The sequence below is a fragment of the Vibrio chagasii genome, from assembly GCF_002954585.1.
In the GTDB taxonomy this organism is placed as follows: domain Bacteria; phylum Pseudomonadota; class Gammaproteobacteria; order Enterobacterales; family Vibrionaceae; genus Vibrio; species Vibrio chagasii_A.
The window spans coordinates 2,454,639-2,474,761 of record NZ_MSCI01000002.1 but is presented as its reverse complement, the minus strand read 5'-3'; the positions used below and the strand labels follow the sequence as shown (position 1 = coordinate 2,474,761).

At 45.6% G+C, this 20,123-nt stretch carries 18 protein-coding genes; 17 read left to right on the top strand and 1 reads right to left on the bottom strand.

Annotated features, from left to right (window positions below):
- Positions 1 to 74 precede the first annotated feature (74 nt).
- The 6 genes from lepB (at position 75) to acpS (ending at position 4,644) form a co-directional block, all read left to right on the top strand.
- Entirely contained in the window at positions 75 to 971 is an 897-nt protein-coding gene (lepB, locus tag BTO10_RS19500; protein ID WP_105025555.1) for a signal peptidase I, read from the top strand.
- Between the two features lie 26 nt (positions 972 to 997).
- Positions 998 to 1,675 carry a ribonuclease III gene (gene rnc / locus BTO10_RS19495; RefSeq protein ID WP_105025554.1) on the top strand — a complete coding sequence of 226 codons (678 nt, stop codon included), beginning with the start codon at positions 998 to 1,000 and terminating at the stop codon, positions 1,673 to 1,675.
- The gene (gene era, locus BTO10_RS19490) at positions 1,668 to 2,639 is read left to right on the top strand and encodes a GTPase Era (RefSeq protein WP_004739035.1); all 972 of its coding nucleotides are present in this window, start codon (positions 1,668 to 1,670) and stop codon (positions 2,637 to 2,639) included. Before rnc ends, era begins: the two co-directional genes overlap by 8 nt.
- A gap of 104 nt (positions 2,640 to 2,743) precedes the next feature.
- Entirely contained in the window at positions 2,744 to 3,472 is a 729-nt protein-coding gene (gene recO, locus BTO10_RS19485; RefSeq protein ID WP_032498827.1) for a DNA repair protein RecO, read from the top strand.
- A complete protein-coding gene (gene pdxJ / locus BTO10_RS19480; RefSeq protein WP_004739038.1) occupies positions 3,469 to 4,206 on the top strand; it encodes a pyridoxine 5'-phosphate synthase in 738 nt (245 codons plus the stop codon). Before recO ends, pdxJ begins: the two co-directional genes overlap by 4 nt.
- 57 nt (positions 4,207 to 4,263) lie before the next feature.
- Positions 4,264 to 4,644 (top strand): holo-ACP synthase, encoded by a 381-nt coding sequence (gene acpS / locus BTO10_RS19475; protein ID WP_063524082.1) that lies wholly within the window; start codon positions 4,264 to 4,266, stop codon positions 4,642 to 4,644.
- Positions 4,645 to 4,753: 109 nt separating this feature from the next.
- Here the strand turns inward: acpS and barA are convergent, their stop codons facing one another.
- A complete protein-coding gene (gene barA / locus BTO10_RS19470; protein ID WP_105025553.1) occupies positions 4,754 to 7,567 on the bottom strand; it encodes a two-component sensor histidine kinase BarA in 2,814 nt (937 codons plus the stop codon).
- A 165-nt stretch (positions 7,568 to 7,732) separates the two neighbouring features.
- Here barA and rlmD point away from each other — a divergent pair, with 165 nt between their 5' ends.
- The 11 genes from rlmD (at position 7,733) to BTO10_RS19410 (ending at position 20,111) form a co-directional block, all read left to right on the top strand.
- Positions 7,733 to 9,052 (top strand): 23S rRNA (uracil(1939)-C(5))-methyltransferase RlmD, encoded by a 1,320-nt coding sequence (gene rlmD, locus BTO10_RS19460; RefSeq protein ID WP_063524388.1) that lies wholly within the window; start codon positions 7,733 to 7,735, stop codon positions 9,050 to 9,052.
- 135 nt (positions 9,053 to 9,187) lie between these two features.
- On the top strand, positions 9,188 to 11,410 hold the full coding sequence (relA, locus tag BTO10_RS19455) for a GTP diphosphokinase (RefSeq protein ID WP_105025552.1): 2,223 nt from the start codon (positions 9,188 to 9,190) through the stop codon (positions 11,408 to 11,410).
- 208 nt (positions 11,411 to 11,618) lie between these two features.
- On the top strand, positions 11,619 to 12,416 hold the full coding sequence (gene mazG / locus BTO10_RS19450; protein ID WP_105025551.1) for a nucleoside triphosphate pyrophosphohydrolase: 798 nt from the start codon (positions 11,619 to 11,621) through the stop codon (positions 12,414 to 12,416).
- A 150-nt stretch (positions 12,417 to 12,566) separates the two neighbouring features.
- The gene (locus BTO10_RS19445) at positions 12,567 to 14,207 is read left to right on the top strand and encodes a CTP synthase (RefSeq protein WP_063524391.1); all 1,641 of its coding nucleotides are present in this window, start codon (positions 12,567 to 12,569) and stop codon (positions 14,205 to 14,207) included.
- A gap of 80 nt (positions 14,208 to 14,287) precedes the next feature.
- Positions 14,288 to 15,589 (top strand): phosphopyruvate hydratase, encoded by a 1,302-nt coding sequence (gene eno / locus BTO10_RS19440; protein ID WP_105025550.1) that lies wholly within the window; start codon positions 14,288 to 14,290, stop codon positions 15,587 to 15,589.
- 540 nt (positions 15,590 to 16,129) lie between these two features.
- Complete coding sequence (gene ftsB / locus BTO10_RS19435) at positions 16,130 to 16,411, top strand: cell division protein FtsB (RefSeq protein ID WP_105025549.1); 282 nt, start codon at positions 16,130 to 16,132, stop codon at positions 16,409 to 16,411.
- Entirely contained in the window at positions 16,411 to 17,112 is a 702-nt protein-coding gene (gene ispD, locus BTO10_RS19430) for a 2-C-methyl-D-erythritol 4-phosphate cytidylyltransferase (protein ID WP_105025548.1), read from the top strand. Before ftsB ends, ispD begins: the two co-directional genes overlap by 1 nt.
- Positions 17,113 to 17,114: 2 nt before the next feature.
- Positions 17,115 to 17,594, top strand: coding sequence for a 2-C-methyl-D-erythritol 2,4-cyclodiphosphate synthase (gene ispF / locus BTO10_RS19425; RefSeq protein WP_004739053.1), 480 nt, complete (start codon positions 17,115 to 17,117; stop codon positions 17,592 to 17,594).
- A 22-nt stretch (positions 17,595 to 17,616) separates the two neighbouring features.
- A complete protein-coding gene (truD, locus tag BTO10_RS19420) occupies positions 17,617 to 18,663 on the top strand; it encodes a tRNA pseudouridine(13) synthase TruD (RefSeq protein WP_105025547.1) in 1,047 nt (348 codons plus the stop codon).
- Positions 18,664 to 18,740: 77 nt separating this feature from the next.
- Positions 18,741 to 19,484 carry a 5'/3'-nucleotidase SurE gene (gene surE / locus BTO10_RS19415; protein WP_105025546.1) on the top strand — a complete coding sequence of 248 codons (744 nt, stop codon included), beginning with the start codon at positions 18,741 to 18,743 and terminating at the stop codon, positions 19,482 to 19,484.
- Positions 19,485 to 20,111, top strand: coding sequence for a protein-L-isoaspartate(D-aspartate) O-methyltransferase (locus BTO10_RS19410; RefSeq protein ID WP_105025545.1), 627 nt, complete (start codon positions 19,485 to 19,487; stop codon positions 20,109 to 20,111).
- Positions 20,112 to 20,123 lie beyond the last annotated feature (12 nt).

The following is a 20,123-nucleotide window of genomic DNA, read 5'->3' as shown; positions in this document are numbered from 1 at the left end:
ATTGAAAGTGAAAGGGTAGCTCGCTATTCTTTCACTTTCGTTATTTTTAAAGAAATGAAATTTAAGGGATATCAATGGCTAACAAATTTTCGCTCTTTTTAGTGCTCTTAACTCTAGTGACCGGCATTGTATGGGCATTGGAAAAGTTTGTGTGGGCGAAGAAACGCCAGCAGAAGCTTGCTGATGTGGAAGCACAAACCAATGGCCTAGACGCTGAAACCAGCGCAAAAGTTACGGCTCAGCCTTGGTGGGTTGAGAACAGTGTGTCCATTTTCCCGGTAATTGCATTTGTTTTGATCTTGCGTTCATTTATTTATGAACCGTTTCAAATCCCATCTGGCTCGATGATGCCAACGCTTTTGGTTGGTGATTTCATCTTGGTAGAGAAGTACGCTTACGGTCTTAAAGACCCAGTATGGCGCGCTCAATTAGTTGAAACTGGCAAGCCAGAACGTGGTGACGTTATGGTATTCAAGTATCCACCAAACCCAAGCATCGATTACATCAAGCGTGTTGTCGGTTTGCCAGGTGATACTATTCGTTACAGCAGTCGTAAAGAAATCTGTATCCAAGCGAAAGGTACAAGTAGCTGTAAACCTGTGAAACTAAGTCACGTAGAAGAGAGCCAATTTATTCAAGACGGTGTGCCTCTGATTCAGCTGAATGAACAGCTTGGAGACGTAGAGCACCAAATCTTAGTTAACCCACTGCGTCGTGATCGTGTGCATGCATATCAACCTCGCAACGGTGTTAACGAATGGGTTGTTCCAGCAGGCCATTACTTTGTGATGGGGGATAACCGTGACAATAGTTCTGATAGCCGTTACTGGGGCTTCGTCCCTGAAGCAAACCTTGTTGGTAAGGCCGTTGCTATTTGGATCAGTTTCGAATTCGAACATGGTTCCGACAGTGTACTTCCAACATGGATTCCTACTGGTGTGCGTTTTAATCGCATCGGTGGGATTCATTAATCGATCAATTAACACATCGAGAGAGCATGAATTCTCCAATTGATAAACTAGAAAGAAAGATTGGCTATCAGTTCAATGATGCCGATCTTATCCACTTGGCGCTGACTCACCGCAGCGCCGCTGGTAAACATAACGAACGTCTTGAGTTTCTGGGCGATTCAATTTTAAGTTTTGTTATCGCTGATGATCTATACCACCGTTTTCCTAAGGTAAACGAAGGTGATATGAGCCGCATGCGCGCGACATTAGTACGTGGTCATACATTGGCAGAACTAGGTCGTGAATTCGAACTAGGAGATTACTTAAAATTAGGTCCAGGTGAGTTGAAGAGTGGCGGTTTCCGTCGTGATTCTATTCTAGCGGATGCTGTTGAAGCGATCATCGGCGCTATCTATTTAGATAGTGATACCGAGGCGGTTCGCGGCATTATTTTAAGCTGGTACCAATCTCGCCTAGAAGCTATTCAGCCTGGAGTATCTCAAAAAGACCCGAAAACTCGTCTTCAAGAGTTCTTACAAGGTCGAAGAAATCCTCTACCTGTCTACACAGTGACTAATATTAAAGGTGAAGCACACAACCAAGAGTTTACGGTTGAGTGTGAAGTGGCAGGTGTGGATAAACCTGTTATCGGTAAAGGCACTAGCCGCCGCAAGGCAGAACAAGCGGCTGCTGAAACAGCATTAGAGCAACTAAGCAATGTCTGATAACAACCAAGAATTCGATATCGATGCATTCTTTTCATCTGATAGCAAACAACCTAGCCTACCGGAAAACCAACATTGTGGCTTCATCGCTATTGTAGGTCGCCCAAACGTAGGTAAGTCGACGCTTCTGAACCATATTCTGGGACAGAAGATTTCTATTACATCACGTAAACCACAGACGACACGTCACCGTATTATGGGCGTGGAAACTGAAGGTGATTACCAAGCGATCTTCGTTGATACTCCTGGACTTCACATTGAAGAAAAGCGTGCAATCAACCGTTTGATGAATCGTGCAGCAAACAGCTCACTGAGTGATGTGAACCTAGTATTCTTCCTTGTTGACGGTACTCACTGGACTGAAGACGATGAGATGGTTCTGAACAAGCTGAAGAAGACTAACTTCCCAGTTGTACTTTGCATCAACAAAGTAGATAACGTTCAAGACCGTACTAACGTGATGCAGCACATGATGGAAGTCTCGAAGAAGATGGACTTCATTGATGTTGTGCCAATCTCGGCGAAGCAAGGTAAGAACATTGATGTACTGCGTAAGCACGTACGTGAACACTTACCTAAAGCGACACACCACTTCCCAGAAGAGTATGTGACGGATCGCTCGCAGCGTTTTATGGCGTCTGAAATTATCCGTGAAAAGCTGATGCGCTTTACGGGTGATGAACTACCTTACTCGGTAACGGTTGAGATCGAACGTTTCGACTACAATCCAGACAACGATGGTTTCCACATCAATGCGCTAATTCTTGTTGAACGTACTGGTCAGAAGAAAATGGTGATTGGTAAAGCGGGCGAGAAGATCAAAACAATTGGTCGCGAAGCACGTATCGATATGGAAGAGCTATTCGGTCGTAAGGTTTACCTAGAGACTTGGGTTAAGGTTAAATCTGGTTGGGCTGATGATGAACGTGCACTTCGTTCACTAGGCTACATCGACGATCTATAATCTAGATTGAACTTCACTTTCCTGAACTGGATGTGAAATCAAAATAGTGAGTTGAAGAGAGAGTGCGAACTCTCTCTTTTTGTATCTGCAAGAAGGATGAATCATTGAGCGAAGGGTTACAGCGATGCTTTGTATTGCACCGCAGGCCATATAGCGAGTCGAGTTTGATACTGGATATTTTCAGTGAAGAGTTTGGCCGTGTAACGTTGATGTCGAAAGGTGCTCGTAGCAAGCGTTCCAATTTAAAAGGAGCGTTGCAGCCTTTTACGCCTCTACTACTCAAGTGGTCGGGGAACAGCTCAATGAAAACACTGCGCCAAGCTGAGCCTATCAGTTTAGGTTTGCCTCTCACTGGCATTAACCTCTACTCCGCAATGTATGTGAATGAGCTGATTGGCCGAGTGCTGATGGCTGAAGTGCCAATGCCTGCTCTTTTTCACGACTATCTTCATGCTTTAACAGAGCTGGCGCATAATGAAAATCCAGAGCCAGCACTACGTCGTTTTGAGTTGGCACTGCTATCTGCTATGGGTTATGGCGTCGACTTTTTACACTGTGCAGGTACTGGCGAACCGATTGATCCAACAATGACTTATCGCTACCGAGAGCAGAAAGGTTTCATTGCTTCAGTACGACGAGACAACCTGACTTTTATGGGCGATGAACTTATTGCGATCAGCGAACGTAGGTTTATCACTAAAGAGCAGTTAAAAGCGGCAAAACGCTTTACACGCATAGCCTTAAAGCCGTATCTTGGCGGCAAACCATTAAAAAGTAGAGAACTGTTTTTGCCAAGAGCAGGTCTTTCTAGAGCACGGAGTATTGGAAAATGAGCTCAATCCTTTTAGGCGTTAATATCGACCATATTGCAACACTACGTAATGCACGTGGTACTAAATACCCAGATCCAGTACACGCAGCTGAAATTGCTGAGCGCGCTGGTGCTGACGGCATCACCATTCACTTGCGTGAAGACCGTCGTCACATCGTTGATCGCGATGTACGTATTCTGGCTGAAACTATCCAAACTCGCATGAACTTAGAAATGGCAGTGACGGATGAGATGGTTCAGATTGCACTAGATACTAAGCCTGAGTTTGTTTGTCTTGTTCCTGAAAAGCGTGAAGAGCTAACTACTGAAGGTGGCTTGGACGTGGTTGGTCAACTTGAGAAAGTAAAAGCGGCTACGCAAAAGCTATCTGCAGCTGGTATTAAAGTGTCGCTGTTTATCGATGCTGACCGCGAACAGATTGATGCAGCAAAAGCGTGTGGTGCACCGTTCATTGAGCTTCACACGGGTCACTACGCTGATGCGAAAACAGAAGAAGACCAACAAGACGAGCTGAAAAAGATTGCGGCTGGCGCAAGCTACGCAGACGATCTAGGTATTACGGTGAATGCTGGTCACGGTCTGACGTACCACAACGTGGCGCCAATTGCGGCACTACCAGAGATTTACGAGCTAAACATTGGTCACTCAATCATGGGACGTGCAGTCTTTGATGGTTTGAACAAAGCCGTAGCTGACATGAAAGCTGTAATGGAAAACGCTCGTAACAACATTTAGTTTGTTAAATATCTAGTTTGTTAAGTGGCATCATCAAAAAGTAGTTAAAGGGTAATCATGGCTGTTGTAGGGCTTGGGACAGATATTGCGGAAATTGAACGTGTTGAAAAAGCATTGTCACGCAGTGGTGAGGCATTTGCTCAGCGTATTCTGACGGATTCTGAATTTGAAGTGTTTCAACAGCTAAAGCAAAAAGGTCGTTATCTCGCTAAGCGCTTTGCAGCTAAAGAAGCTGCATCAAAAGCGCTGGGTACAGGCATTGCACTGGGTGTTACTTTTCATGACTTCGAAATCTCGAACGACGAGCATGGCAAGCCGGTGCTGAGCTTGCACAATAAAGCTCGAGAAATCGCACAAGCGAGTGGAACAACTTCGATTCACCTGACTATTTCAGATGAGCGTCATTATGCGGTGGCGACGGTATTATTTGAGTCGTAATTGCTAGCTAACCCTGACGTTCGTCTGCTGCTAAGTAAATAGAACAAACAAAAAAGCAGAGCTTATACGCTCTGCTTTTTTATTGCCTTGAGTTTGAGGCTAAGCCGATTTAATCACTGGTTGGTTTTAAGTAGTGAATAGCGGTTGCTTGCACCTTATCGAGCTCGTCTTGAAGTTCAAAAAGTTCTGGCTCGATATCTTCAATTGAAGTACCTGAGCGCAGTTCTTTCTCTATCGTGGCACAGACTGATTTAAGTCTTGGTACGCCACTGTATGAGCTGCTGCCATGCATCTTGTGGATGATGTGTATTAGCTGATCCACAGGGTAATCCGTGTCTTCGATCGCTTTCTCCGCCGCGTCATACACCTCAGGAATAAAGTCGACCAGCATTTGCAGCATATCGCGTGCGAGGTCTTCTTTATTGGCGGCCTGCTTCATCGCAGCTTGCCAATCAATGATGATGTTCTTGTGCACGCTAACGTTACTCTCAGACTCCTGGCTGTTGTCGACCTCGGCTGAGACTGCAGGGTGATCTGGATTTATCTTTTCGATGTGCTCAACCTCAGAGGTTGGGCTCCAGTGAATCAATACTTGCTGTAACACATGCTCTTCAATTGGTTTGGTCAGGTAGTCATCCATGCCAGCTTCTAGCAGCCTATCGCGCTCGCCAGTCATGGCATGTGCGGTAACAGCAATCACAGGTGTGTTAGCGTTGTTGGCGAGCTTCTTGATGTTCTGACAAGCGGTGACACCATCCATTTGTGGCATCTGTATATCCATGAAGATGATATCAAACTGAGTTTCGGTCGCTTTGTCGATAGCCTGTTGACCACTGGTGCAGCTAATGACGGTTTCCACACGTTCTTTGAGTAGCGCGGTGATAAGCTTCAGGTTAGCTGGGTTGTCATCCACTGCCATTACAGTCAGTGGCAGCTTCTCTTCTGAATGGGTTTCAATTGCTGGTGCAATCAAGGTTGGCGCTTGGTTCGACACCAGAGTTTGCAGCAGCTTCTTACGTGAAAGAGGTTTGGTGATGCATTGAACATCGACTTCTTTCATCAATTGTTCGCCAAGTGCGAGCTCGGTACTCGGTGTACCAATGATCACGTTCTGAGCAATCTTCTTCGCGCCAATTGCCCAGCCGCTGACCGTATCAAACTGATAATCTTGGTTAGCTGCGAGGTTCAGCAGCACGTAGTCATAGGAAGTCGATTCGTCAGGCATCACCGAGCGGTAGGTAACGACTAAGCCTTCTTGGGTCAGGATTTGTTGAGTAATCGAAGCCGCTTGCATGTTTGGCTCGATAAGCAGTAGTTGCTTGTCTTGCAGACATTGAGTCTCAATTAGCTCTGTCATCGGCATATCGGTGGTTGATAGCCTTAGCGTAAACCAGAAAGTGGAACCTTGGTGTAGGCGACTGGTTAGGCTGATCTCACCGCCCATTTGGCTCACAAGTTTTTGGGTGATAACCAGGCCTAGGCCTGTACCACCATAGCGACGAGAGATACTTGCATCAGCTTGGCTGAAGGCTTGGAATAGTTGGGCTTGCTGACGTTCAGAGATACCAATACCCGTATCACGAACCATGAACTGCAGTTCGATGTTGTCTTCGCTTTGTGAACGTAACTCAACGCTAATATCGATGTTACCACGCTCGGTAAACTTGATTGAGTTACCCACTAGGTTAGTCAGAATTTGTTGGATACGCAGTGGGTCACCTACAACGCCTGCAGGCACTTTAGGGTCGATCTTAAGGGTAAGCTCTAGGCCTTTCTCATGAGCGTTGGTTGCTTGAAGGTTCACTACCTCTTCTAGGCTTGCTTGGAACTCAAATGGAATGTTTTCTAGGGCTAGTTTGCCGGCTTCAAGTTTCGAGAAGTCCAAGATATCGTTGATGATACTGAGTAGGTTATTCGCTGAACGTTCAATGGTCTGTAGGTAATCCGTCTGACTGTTCGACAGGTGAGTTTTAAGCATCTGGCGAGTAAAGCCAATCACACCGTTGAGTGGTGTTCTTAGCTCGTGAGACATGTTGGCCAAGAACTCAGACTTAACACGTGCTGCTTCTTGTGCACGTTTTTTCGCGATGTCTAACTCAACGTTTTGAATCTCTAGCTGTTCAAGAGTTTCACGTAGATCCGAAGTAGCTTGGTCGATACTGTGCTGCATTTCGACGTGATATTCTGATAGCGATACTGCCATCGCATTGATACCGTTTTTCAGCGAGTCCAACTCACCGTGCATTTTGCCTTCGATACGGACGTCTAAGTGACCACGACGAATTCGGTCCACCATATTCTTCATGTGCGTGATCGGTTGAGTTACATCGTGCATCAAGCGGAAAGCGAAAACACCAGAAAGACCCAGTCCAAGAATCAACACTAAGAAAGCAGAGAAGACTTCTTGATATTGCTGCAAACGAAGTGAAGAAAGGTCCAACTCAATCGCAATATAACCAATAGCTTGGTTGGCTTGAGACTGACCGTTAGTCGAGTTGATGTACTGGCCTTCTGCAATAATCGGGGTTCGGAGAATCAGTGTGTTATCGAGTAGGTCAGAAGAGCTTAAATGAGGAATCGGTTTATCTTTTGGATAAGTCAGGCTTTCGAAATCAGGGTGAAAGTTTGAGGTTACAAACAATTCATGACGATCATCGAACACCGCGATACTGCGGACCAGCTTAGAGTTCTTTCGATGTGCATAGCTGATTAGCTGACGAACAGACTCTCGACTTTCGAGTTGCATTCCAGATTCACTCGCAATTGCCAGTGGTTCAATGATGCTAGTACCTGTGTTAACCACCTGACCTTCAAGGTCTTGATAGCGGTTAAATGAGAAAAATGCACTCAATAGCAGCCCAATAATCAGGGTTGGAGCTAGAGTTAAGGTAATTACACGGGCTCTTAAGCCATATCTGGTCATGTTCTTTAATTACATCGAGGTCTGGATATGGGAAAATAACGCACACAATGGCGGTTAAGTGAACGGTAAGCTTAATCAAAGCCGTGACGTTCGACAATGATTCCAAGACAGAATAGTGAGTCCTGGATACCAATTACTTATTAAAAGATACATTAGGCACAAGCAATGGCACGTTTTTTCCAACCAAAAAAGAAAACTCAACTCGAGACCAAGCATCAATCGGTTTTGGTTGAACGAATGGATCACAATGGCGCTGGCATCGCTTATCAGAAAAACAAACCGGTTTTCATTGATGGCGCATTGCCCGGTGAACAGGTGGTTATTCAGCTTACTGAGAGTAAAAGTAAGTTTGCACGCGCGAAACTCATCAAATTGCTGAAGCCAAGCCAACAACGTCTAAAGCCTTTTTGTAAACACTTTAATCAGTGTGGCGGTTGTCATCTTCAACACCTTGGTTATCAGTCTCAGGTAGACCACAAGACACAATCTCTTACGCACTTGATGAATCAATATAAGACGGATGAGACAGAGATGGCTCAACCGATTGTAGGTGATGAAACGGGTTATCGTCGTCGTGCGCGTATCAGCTTGTTTGTTGATAAGAAAACGCACAAGCTTCAGTTCGGTTTTCGTAAGAAGCAGAGCAAGCAGATAGAAAACATCACCGATTGTGCCGTGCTTGATCCTCGCCTAAATGTATTGCTGCCAAAGGTGAAAAATTTACTCAACACTTTCAGCAACCTTACGTCTTTAGGACATGTTGAATTAGTATTGGGTGATATTTGTCCGGTAATGGTGCTACGCCACCTCAAGCCTTTGATTGAAAAAGATGAGCAAGCATTGATTGCGTTGGCGAAAGAAGAAGGTGTGATACTGTACTCAATGCCAGAGACAGACAAGTTGGTCCGCCTGATTGGTGATGCGCCTAGCTACAGCGAAACGGGCGTTACCTTACCTTTTGAGCCAAACCACTTCATTCAAGTGAACCAGAAGGTCAACCAGCAGATGGTGGCTCAAGCGATTGAATGGTTAGAACCTAAAGCGGATGAGCGAGTACTGGACCTGTTTTGTGGCTTAGGTAACTTCAGTCTACCTATCGCTCAACAGTCGGCGTTTGTGGTTGGGGTTGAAGGTGTCGATGAGATGGTTCAGCAAGCCACATCGAATGCCAAATTGAACCAGTTGAGTAACACCGAATTTTACCAAGCGAACCTTGAAGAAGACCTATCTGTACAAGCTTGGGCGAAAGAGAAATTTGATAAAATCTTACTGGACCCAGCTCGTGCTGGAGCGAGTGGTGTTGTTGATCAAATTTCAGCATTAGGAGCGAAGCGTGTGGTTTATGTTTCGTGTAATCCTGCTACTCTAGCTAGAGATTCAGAGAGCTTAGAAAGGCAAGGCTACCAATTAGCCAAACTTGGTATGTTGGATATGTTCCCACACACCAGCCATCTAGAATCGATGGCTCTCTTTATCAAGGCTTAAAGGCCCTTAAATAAGGCTTAAAAATGAATGACAAAGGCGCAGGGATATTTGCGCTGATATCAATATGGTCGAACTAACTTGGAACCAGTTAGTCATATTGAATTGGGTATAAAACAGAATAACTAGGAAGGCACGATGGTTGCGGTACGAAGCGCACATTTAAACCCAAGCGAACAGTTTGAGCTAGAAAGTTGGATTGCGTCATTAAAACAAGACGCAAAAACCTCGAATAAACTGAACAAAGTTTACCGTCACTGTGAAGAGCTATTAAAAGATCACGAGCAAGCATCACTCTTGCTATGGCGTGGACGTGAGATGATTGAAATCTTGGTCACGCTGTCGATGGATCGTGCAACATTAGTCGCCGCACAACTCTTCCCAGTGGTATCAAGTGGCGTGTTTGAGCGCGAAGCCTTCGAAGAAAGCTACGGCAAAGAAATTGTTAAGCTGATTGACGGCGTTGAAGAAATGGCGGCCTTGGGCCAGCTAAACGTAACCCTTGAAGGCAGTGCTGCCTCGGGTCAGGTTGATAACGTTCGACGCATGCTATTGGCCATGGTTGATGATTTCCGCTGCGTAGTTATCAAACTTGCGGAGCGAATCTGTAACCTCATCGAGGTGAAAAAGGCCCCAGATGCTGTGCGCCGAGCGGCAGCAAAAGAGTGTTCTAACATCTACGCACCACTGGCTAACCGTTTAGGTATCGGTCAACTTAAGTGGGAAATCGAAGATTACGCCTTCCGCTACCAGCAGCCAGACACTTATAAGCAAATAGCTAAACAGTTGTCTGAGCGCCGTATTGTTCGCGAACAATACATTACAGATTTCGTTGATGACTTAACCGCAGAAATGCAGCGTTCAAACATCAACGCTGAAGTGAGCGGTCGACCAAAACACATCTACAGTATCTGGCGCAAAATGCAGAAGAAAGGCTTGGCCTTTGATGAGCTTTTTGACGTGCGAGCGGTACGTATCATCGCTGATCAACTGCAAGACTGCTACGCCGGCCTTGGGGTGGTACACACCAAATACAAACACCTACCGAGCGAATTTGATGACTATGTGGCGAACCCTAAGCCAAATGGTTACCAGTCGATTCATACCGTAGTCCTTGGTCCTGAAGGCAAGACTATTGAAATTCAGATCCGTACCAAGCAGATGCACGAAGACTCAGAGTTGGGTGTTGCGGCGCACTGGAAGTATAAAGAAGGCTCATCAGGTGGTCGTAGTGGTTACGATGAGAAGATCACATGGCTGCGTAAGCTGATCGACTGGCAAGAAGAGATGTCGGATTCTGGCGAGATGTTGGATGAAGTTCGTAGCCAAGTTTTCGATGACCGTGTATACGCGTTTACACCTCGCGGTGATGTGGTCGACTTACCAATGGGTGCAACTCCGTTGGACTTCGCTTACCACATTCACTCTATGGTCGGTCACCGCTGTATCGGCGCTAAAGTAGGTGGACGTATCGTTCCATTTACTCACAAGCTCTCGATGGGTGACCAGGTTGAGATCATCACTCAGAAAGAGCCAAACCCTTCACGTGATTGGCTAAACCCAACCACAGGCTTCGTTCATTCTGGTCGTGCTCGAGCTAAGATTAACGCTTGGTTCCGCGCACAAAGCCGTGAGAAAAACCTAGAAGCGGGTCGTGACATCCTGGAAGTTGAGCTAGCGAAAGTAGGCGCAACCCTAAAAGATGCCGACCAATACGCACTAAGACGCTTTAACGTGAATACGCCAGACGAGCTTTACGCAGGTATTGGTAGTGGCGACTTGCGTATTAACCAAGTGGTTAATCACATCAATGCGTTGGTGAACAAGCCTACAGCGGAAGAAGAAGACAAGAAAGCGCTAGAGAAACTGCTTGAGTCGGAAAGCAAGCCAGCACAGCAGAGTCGTCCTAAGAAAGACGCAGTGGTAGTAGAAGGCGTTGATAATCTAATGACGCACCTTGCTCGCTGTTGTCAGCCGATTCCTGGTGATGTGATTAAAGGCTACATCACTCAAGGTCGCGGTATCTCGGTTCACCGTGCTGACTGTGAGCAGTTGAGTGAACTAAGCCTGCACGCACCAGAGCGTATCATTGATACCGTTTGGGGCAATGGCTTTGTCGGTTCTTACATCCTAACGCTGCGTGTTGAAGCGCTAGAGCGCAATGGCTTGTTAAAAGACATCACCTCACTATTCTCGAACGAGAAGATCAGCGTGACGACAATGAAGAGTCGCATTGACTACAAGCGTCAGCTATCGGTAATGGACTTCGATTTAGAAGTGACGAATATTGAGATTCTGAGTCGAGTGACAAGCCGAGTCGAACAAATTAAAGATGTAATGAGCGTCAAGAGACTCGGATGATACTTGGTAACATCCTCGTCATTCCCTACAGTGAGGGACGAACGTGATAGGGAATCTCGGCAAGCGCTTTGAGATCCCCAACTCTCTCATTCTTCACTCTTTGGGATGACGAATAAAGATAAAGGTGAGTGGTTTTGGCTGCTCACCTTTTTTAGTTTTATAAGACGTTATAAAACTAAAAATCAAAGACAGTAATAGGAAGAAAACGATGAATCACCCGATTGAACAACTTGAACAGATCATGACTAAGCTGCGCGATCCAGAAGGTGGCTGTCCTTGGGATTTAAAACAAAATTTTGAAACAATTGTCCCGCACACTATCGAAGAGACTTATGAGGTCGTGGATGCGATCCACAACAAAGACTGGTCGAATCTGCAAGAAGAGCTTGGCGATTTACTGTTTCAGGTGATTTTTTACAGTCAGTTGGCGAAAGAGCAGGGGCTGTTTGAGTTTTCTGATGTGGTTGATGGCATCAATGAAAAACTAACACGCCGTCACCCTCATGTGTTCTCAGATGCTGAGTTTGCTAGCGACGAAGAAATCAACGTGAACTGGGAAGCGGAAAAAGCCAAAGAAAAGGCACAAGCAGGCAAAACTCAAGAAAGTATTCTAGACTCAATACCAAACTCTCTACCTGCGCTTTTACGTGCTACAAAGATTCAAAAGCAGGTAGCGAAATATGGCTTCGATTGGGACTCAATTGGCCCAGTTGCCAACAAGGTAATAGAGGAAGTGGATGAGGTGCTGGAAGAGGCGCTTCAAGTGACACCAAACGAGGATTTGGTTGAAGAAGAGTTGGGCGATCTACTGTTTGCAACGGTGAATTTGGTGCGACATTTAGGTAAAAACCCAGAATCGGCTCTCAATAAGGCCAACTTGAAGTTTTCACGTCGCTTTAAAGGGGTGGAAGAAAAAGTGCGTCAACAAGATAAAAGTTTGACTGATTTTTCACTACAACAGCTTGATTCCATGTGGGATGAGGTAAAAGTAGCGGAGAAAAGATAACCAAAGCTTTTATCATGAATTGATTTGAAGCAAAAAATAAAAAATAGCAGTGTGATAGATTTCACGTTGTGGCGATAAGGGGCTTCTGGTATATTTTCATCCCGTCCAGAAGTAGTCCATTTCCCTCATTCAACCAATTTCAGGTTAAACATGACGACAAATTACATTTTTGTTACTGGCGGGGTTGTATCCTCTCTAGGTAAAGGTATTGCTGCAGCATCTCTTGCGGCTATTTTAGAAGCTCGTGGTCTTAAAGTGACTATGATGAAGCTTGACCCTTACATCAACGTTGATCCAGGCACTATGAGCCCGACTCAGCACGGTGAAGTGTTCGTTACAGAAGATGGCGCTGAAACAGACCTTGACCTTGGTCACTACGAGCGATTCATTCGCACCAAGATGACTAAGCGTAACAACTTCACTGCAGGTCGTGTTTACTCAGACGTACTAGCAAAAGAGCGTCGCGGTGATTACCTAGGTGCAACTATTCAGGTTATCCCACACATCACTAACTCTATCAAAGAGCGTGTTATTTCTGGCGCTGAAGGCCACGATATCGCGATCGTTGAAGTTGGTGGTACGGTTGGTGATATCGAATCTCTACCATTCATGGAAGCGATTCGTCAGCTAGCAGTAGAACTGGGCCGTGAACGCGCAATGTTCATGCACCTAACGCTAGTACCTTACCTAGCAGCTGCGGGCGAAGTGAAAACTAAGCCGACTCAGCACTCTGTAAAAGAACTACTGTCTATTGGTATTCAGCCTGACATCCTAGTTTGTCGTTCTGACCGCAACATTCCTTCGAATGAGCGTAAGAAAATTGCTCTGTTCTGTAATGTGCAAGAAAATGCAGTTATTTCTATGCGCGATGTTGACTCTATCTACAAGATCCCTCAGCTTATTAAAGCTCAAGGCACTGATGATCTTGTATGTAAGCGTTTCGGCATTACAGCTCCAGAAGCAGATCTGTCTGAATGGGAACAAGTAATTTACGAAGAAGCTAACCCAACGGGTGAAGTGACGATTGGTATGGTTGGTAAGTACATTGAACTACCAGACGCATACAAATCAGTAAATGAAGCGCTAAAACACGCAGGCTTGAAAAACCGCCTAAGCGTTAATATTAAATACGTAGATTCACAAGACGTTGAGTCTCGTGGCGTAGAAATTCTAGAAGGCCTAGACGCAATTCTAGTACCTGGTGGCTTCGGTGACCGTGGTGTTGAAGGTAAGATTCTTGCTGCTCAATACGCACGTGAAAATAAAGTACCGTACCTAGGTATCTGTCTAGGCATGCAAGTAGCACTTATCGAGTACGCTCGTAATGTTGCGAAAATGGAAGGCGCACACTCTTCTGAGTTCTGTTCTGAAACTAAATACCCAGTTGTTGGCCTAATCACTGAGTGGGTAGACGGCGAAGGTAAAGTTGAAGAGCGTACAGAGACATCTGATCTAGGCGGCACAATGCGTCTAGGTTCACAGCTTTGTCACCTAGCGAAAGGTACGAAAGCTTACGAACTATACGGTAGCGCGACGATCCATGAACGTCACCGTCACCGTTACGAAGTGAACAACAATCTTCGTCCACAAATCGAAAAAGCGGGCCTAAAAGTATCGGGTCTATCTGCGGACAAGAAACTGGTTGAAGTTATTGAGAACCCGAATCACCCATGGTTCGTTGCAGCTCAATTCCACCCAGAGTTCACATCAACACCTCGCGATGGTCACCCATTGTTTGCAGGTTTCGTTAAAGCGGCTGGTGAGTTCCAGCGCGGCGAGTTAGAGAAGTAAAAGGAATACAGGTAGCAGCGTAAGTTGTGCTGCTACCTTTAAATTTGACATTTATATATTCAACGAGAAGGAAACATTCAATGTCTAAGATCGTTAAAGTTCTAGGTCGTGAAATCATCGATTCACGTGGTAACCCAACTGTAGAAGCTGAAGTACACCTAGAAGGCGGTTTCGTAGGTATGGCTGCTGCTCCATCTGGCGCATCTACTGGTTCTCGCGAAGCTCTTGAGCTACGTGACGGCGACAAATCACGTTTCCTAGGTAAAGGTGTTCTTAAAGCAATTGAAGCTGTAAACGGCCCAATCGCTGAAGCTCTAGTTGGTAAAGACGCTAAAGCTCAAGCTGACGTTGACCAAATCATGATCGACCTTGACGGTACTGAGAACAAATCTCAGTTTGGCGCGAACGCTATCCTAGCTGTTTCTCTAGCGAACGCTAAAGCTGCTGCTGCAGCTAAAGGCATGCCTCTATACGAGCACATCGCTGAGCTAAACGGTACTGCTGGTCAGTTCTCTATGCCTCTACCAATGATGAACATCATCAACGGTGGTGAGCACGCTGATAACAACGTTGACATCCAAGAGTTCATGATCCAACCAGTTGGTGCTAAGACTCTTAAAGAAGGTCTACGTATCGGTGCTGAAGTATTCCACAACCTAGCTAAAGTTCTTAAGTCTAAAGGCTACAGCACTGCAGTTGGTGACGAAGGTGGTTTCGCTCCTAACCTTAAGTCTAACGCTGAAGCTCTAGAAGTTATCGCAGAAGCTGTTGCAGCTGCTGGTTACGAACTAGGTAAAGACGTTACTCTAGCTATGGACTGTGCTGCATCTGAGTTCTTCGACAAAGAAGCTGGCATCTACAACATGAAAGGCGAAGGTAAGACTTTCTCTTCTGAAGAGTTCAACCACTACCTAGCTGAGCTAGCTAACCAATTCCCAATCGTTTCTATCGAAGATGGTCTAGACGAGTCTGATTGGGCTGGCTTCAAGCACCAAACTGAACTACTAGGTGACAAGCTTCAACTAGTAGGTGACGACCTATTCGTTACTAACACTAAGATTCTTGCTGAAGGTATCGAGAAAGGCGTAGCTAACTCTATCCTCATCAAGTTCAACCAAATCGGTTCTCTAACTGAGACTCTAGCTGCAATCAAGATGGCTAAAGACGCAGGTTACACAGCTGTAATCTCTCACCGTTCTGGCGAAACTGAAGACGCAACTATCGCTGACCTAGCGGTAGGTACTGCTGCAGGTCAAATCAAGACTGGTTCTATGAGCCGTTCTGACCGTGTTGCTAAGTACAACCAACTAATCCGTATCGAAGAAGCTCTAGGTTCTAAAGCTCCTTTCAACGGTCTTAAAGAAGTTAAAGGTCAAGCTTAATTCTTAGCTGAATTAGTTTAACTTACGCTTGAAATGCCTCGCTTTTGCGGGGCATTTTTTTTGTTTGTAGAAAGTGGTGGTAGGAAGCTCTAGGTTCTAAAGCTCCTCCTATTACATATAAAGTTCGTCATTCCCTAGACTGACGAAGGAAGGAGTAGGGAATCTCTTATTTGCGTTTGTCGCGATAGATTCCCAACTCAGTCGTTCCTCCCTCCTGGGAATGACGAGGGGTGTGACTGGGAAAGATGTTCTGTCTATGGCTCTTTCGTTGCAGTGTTTTGTATTCCTTGGTTCTTCTCTTGGGAGTGCTGAAAGGCTATGGCATGGGGAACGTAAACGTCTTCTTCTTAAGCTTTTCGTACTATCCGTCATTCCCGAGACCGACGGAGGAGGGAGTCGGGAATCTCACCACTGGTTCCTAACGACAATAATTCCCCGACTTATTGATTCCCTGACACCACATATCTCGCACCAATAAGCTCATTATGGTATATATGTGCCTTATTCTAGTTCCTTCTTTTTCAACCGGCGAAAGGTGTTATGCGAATTTTTGCTTTAGTACTGCTCATAGTGTTTGGCTGGCTACAACACACACTGTGGCTCGGTAAAAATGGTATCTCTGATTACTACGGTGTGAACAATGAAATCCAAGTTCAGCAGCAAGTTAACGAAAAATTAAAAGTTAGAAACGCTGAGATGTTTGCGGAAATCGACGATCTACGCCAAGGCTTAGATGCGATAGAAGAGCGCGCACGTCATGAGCTTGGCATGGTTAAAGAAGGCGAAACGTTTTATCGCATCATTGGTGAGGACCCCCATTAATGTTGACTCAACCTCAAAGCGTGATTGCCGTTGTCCCTGCGGCGGGCGTTGGTAGCCGAATGAAGGCCGACCGTCCGAAGCAATATCTTAAGATCAATGGTAAAACGATTTTAGAGCATGCCGTTGAGAAGCTACTGGCTCACCCGCAAGTCTCTCAAATTGTCGTCGCAATCAGTGATGATGACCCATACTACCCAGAGCTACCCCTTACTCAGAATCCACAAGTGATTCGAGTCGCTGGTGGGAGTGAAAGAGCGGATTCCGTTCTTTCTGCTTTAGATTATATCGAGAAGCAACAGCTCGGTGATTGGGTGATGGTGCATGACGCAGCAAGGCCTTGTGTTCAGCTAAGTGATATCGACAAGTTAATCTCGACGGCGATGAGCCATGATGTTGGGGCAATCTTAGCAGCCCCAGTGCGAGACACGATGAAGCGAGGCGCTCAAGGGCAAATCGATCATACTGTCGAGCGAGCTGATTTGTGGCACGCCCTCACACCACAAATGTTCAGAGCTGAACCTCTGTGGAATGTATTGAGTGAAGCGCTGCAACAAGGCGTTTCGATTACCGATGAAGCCTCTGCTTTTGAATGGAAAGGCTTCTCGCCCGCTTTAGTCGCAGGGCGTTCAGATAATTTTAAGATTACTCAGCCTGAAGATTTAGCGCTCGCTGAGTTCTATTTAAGTCAGAATAAGGAATAATGATGATTCGTATTGGCCATGGCTTTGATGTACATAAGTTTGGTGGTGAAGGCCCGGTAATTATCGGTGGTGTGAGCATCCCCTATGAACAAGGTCTAATCGCACACTCAGATGGTGATGTTGCTCTTCACGCTTTGTGTGACGCGCTATTAGGAGCGATCGCCGCAGGTGATATCGGTCGTCATTTCCCTGATACTGACGATGAGTGGAAAGGCGCGGATAGCCGTGAGCTATTGAAAGACGTGTACCGCCGAGTAAAAGAGCAAGGCTATGTGATTGGCAATGCCGATATTACTATCATGGCGCAAGCGCCTAAGATGGCACCTCATATAGATTCTATGTGCCAAGCCATTGCACAAGATTTAGAAACCAGCATCAGTAATGTGAACGTAAAAGCAACGACAACAGAGCGTTTAGGCTTTACGGGTCGCAAAGAGGGCATCGCATGTGAAGCGGTGGTCCTAATTACCAAAAGTGCGTAAGCACCAACACGAAAAGAACAGCATGTCAGATATTTTATCTTCATTGGCTTATCTAAACGGTAAACCAACTGCGAAAGCAAAACTAAAAGCGAAAGCTGAACACTTTGTCGTTATCGAAGACTTGGGTTTTGAGTTTACGGGTGAAGGCGAACACTTAATGGTGCGCATTCGTAAAACAGGTGAAAACACGAGTTTCGTAGCCAATGAGTTGGCTAAAGCCTGTGGCGTTAAGTCGAAAGACGTAAGCTGGGCTGGCTTGAAAGACCGTCACGCAGTGACCGAGCAGTGGTTGAGTGTACACCTACCTAAAGGTGAGCCTGACTTTTCAGCGTTCTTAGCACGGTACCCAAGCATCGAAATTCTTGCGACAGCACGACACAACAAAAAATTGCGTCCGGGTGATTTAGTTGGCAACCAATTCGAGTTGACCTTGTCTGAAGTAACAGACTGCGATGATGTCGTAAAGCGTTTAGAAAAAATCGCTCATGTGGGTGTACCCAACTACTTTGGTGCTCAGCGTTTTGGTAACGAAGGTAATAACTTGTCTGAAGCTCGTCGTTGGGGCCGTGATAATGTTCGTACACGTAATCAGAACAAACGTAGCTTGTACCTTTCGGCTGCTCGTTCATGGATTTACAACCTAATCCTTTCTGACCGTATTGAACAAGATGTGTTTGCATCGGTATTGGCTGGCGATATTGTCGTTAAAGAAGGCGCTCAACTAACGGTGACGGCTGACAACCTTGAATCTGTAAGCCAAGATGTTGCGAATGGTACTGCATTGGTGACGGTTGCTTTGGCCGGTGATAACGCTTTGCCAACGACTGATGGGGCTCAAGCTTTAGAGCAGAAACACCTTGATGCTGAACCGGATCTGATGGCTCTGATTCGTGGTAACCGTATGCGCCATGACCGCCGTGAAGCGTCTCTGAAACCGACTGATCTAACGTGGGAAGTGAGTGAAGATAATGTCACTCTGAAGTTCTCTCTTGATGCTGGCTGCTTTGCAACAGCTATCGTTCGTGAATTAGTCGAAGAAGTACACGTAGAGAGAAGCTACGAGCAGTAATGATTCTGCTTGGCACTAAGTGACTTAATGTCGGTATTTAAGTCACTTAGCATTGGAATATGAAGAAAGGATACAAAATGAAGATTTTACTCAGCAACGATGATGGTGTGCATGCTCAAGGGGTTCATGAGCTAGCAGATGAACTACGTGATCTTGCTGAAGTTATCATTGTAGCCCCTGACCGTAATCGTTCAGGCGCTTCAAATTCATTAACTTTAGAGCAGCCTTTACGTGTTCAAGAGATTGCTGAAAATACCTATTCGGTACAGGGAACACCGACCGATTGTGTGCATTTCGCATTAAATGAACTGCTAAAGGATGATATGCCTGACCTAGTATTAACGGGCATTAACCATGGTGCAAACTTGGGTGATGACGTGTTGTACTCAGGTACAGTCGCAGCAGCAATGGAAGGACACTTTCTAGGTGTTCAATCGGTGGCATTTTCTCTGGTTGGTAAAAAACATTTTAAGACAGCGGCAGCGATTGCTCGTCGTATTGTCGAACAACATTTAGCAAAACCAATCCCAACCAACCGCCTGTTAAACGTCAATGTGCCGGATCTCTCTTTAGAAGAACTATCGGGAACCCAGGTTACTCGCCTTGGAGCACGTCATCATGCTGAAGATATGATTAAGCAAAAAGACCCGCGTGGTCATGATATTTATTGGCTTGGCCCTCCAGGTAAAGAGCAAGATGCGGGCGAAGGTACCGATTTCTATGCGATTGAGCATGGTTTTGTATCGGTAACGCCATTGCAGGTCGATCTGACAGCACATGAGTCTTTAGGCGCTATGACAACATGGTTAGGGGAGAAGTAAGTGAGTAACCCACAAGCAGAACGCTTAATTACTTTTCTGATTGAAAATGGCATCCGAGACCAAAAAGTTCTGGATGCGATTTACCAACTGCCAAGAGAGAGTTTTTTGTCTCAGGCTATGTATCATCAGGCTTATGACAACAATGCACTGCCTATCGGGCAAGGGCAGACCATCTCACAGCCGTATATTGTTGCTAAAATGACAGAATTACTTGAGCTGCAACAAGATAGCCGAGTTTTGGAAATCGGAACCGGTTCTGGCTACCAAACTGCTGTTTTAGCTCAACTTGTTGATCATGTTTATTCGGTTGAAAGAATAAAGTCGCTACAATGGGACGCTAAGCGTCGGCTAAAGCAGCTCGATTTTTATAATATTTCAACCAAACATGGTGATGGCTGGCAAGGTTGGTCCTCTAAAGGGCCTTTTGATGCAATCATCGTAACCGCTGCTGCAGAGTCTATTCCTCAAGCACTTTTGCAACAGCTGAAAGATGGCGGTCGTCTATTGATTCCGGTTGGTGATGACGAACAACAGTTATTGAAGATCGTGCGTCATGGTGATGAGTTTTTATCGAGTGTCATCGAGATGGTGCGATTTGTACCTCTGGTTCCTGGTGAGCTAGCTTAATAAAAGACTTAT

Coding starts and splice junctions, on each gene's coding strand:
- ftsB (WP_105025549.1), top strand. CDS start 16,130: ATGCGAATTTTTGCTTTAGTACTGCTCATAGTGTTTGGCTGGCTACAA.
- lepB (WP_105025555.1), top strand. CDS start 75: ATGGCTAACAAATTTTCGCTCTTTTTAGTGCTCTTAACTCTAGTGACC.
- era (WP_004739035.1), top strand. CDS start 1,668: ATGTCTGATAACAACCAAGAATTCGATATCGATGCATTCTTTTCATCT.
- pdxJ (WP_004739038.1), top strand. CDS start 3,469: ATGAGCTCAATCCTTTTAGGCGTTAATATCGACCATATTGCAACACTA.
- acpS (WP_063524082.1), top strand. CDS start 4,264: ATGGCTGTTGTAGGGCTTGGGACAGATATTGCGGAAATTGAACGTGTT.
- rnc (WP_105025554.1), top strand. CDS start 998: ATGAATTCTCCAATTGATAAACTAGAAAGAAAGATTGGCTATCAGTTC.
- relA (WP_105025552.1), top strand. CDS start 9,188: ATGGTTGCGGTACGAAGCGCACATTTAAACCCAAGCGAACAGTTTGAG.
- barA (WP_105025553.1), bottom strand. CDS start 7,567: ATGACCAGATATGGCTTAAGAGCCCGTGTAATTACCTTAACTCTAGCT.
- ispF (WP_004739053.1), top strand. CDS start 17,115: ATGATTCGTATTGGCCATGGCTTTGATGTACATAAGTTTGGTGGTGAA.
- surE (WP_105025546.1), top strand. CDS start 18,741: ATGAAGATTTTACTCAGCAACGATGATGGTGTGCATGCTCAAGGGGTT.
- rlmD (WP_063524388.1), top strand. CDS start 7,733: ATGGCACGTTTTTTCCAACCAAAAAAGAAAACTCAACTCGAGACCAAG.
- eno (WP_105025550.1), top strand. CDS start 14,288: ATGTCTAAGATCGTTAAAGTTCTAGGTCGTGAAATCATCGATTCACGT.
- ispD (WP_105025548.1), top strand. CDS start 16,411: ATGTTGACTCAACCTCAAAGCGTGATTGCCGTTGTCCCTGCGGCGGGC.
- truD (WP_105025547.1), top strand. CDS start 17,617: ATGTCAGATATTTTATCTTCATTGGCTTATCTAAACGGTAAACCAACT.
- BTO10_RS19445 (WP_063524391.1), top strand. CDS start 12,567: ATGACGACAAATTACATTTTTGTTACTGGCGGGGTTGTATCCTCTCTA.
- mazG (WP_105025551.1), top strand. CDS start 11,619: ATGAATCACCCGATTGAACAACTTGAACAGATCATGACTAAGCTGCGC.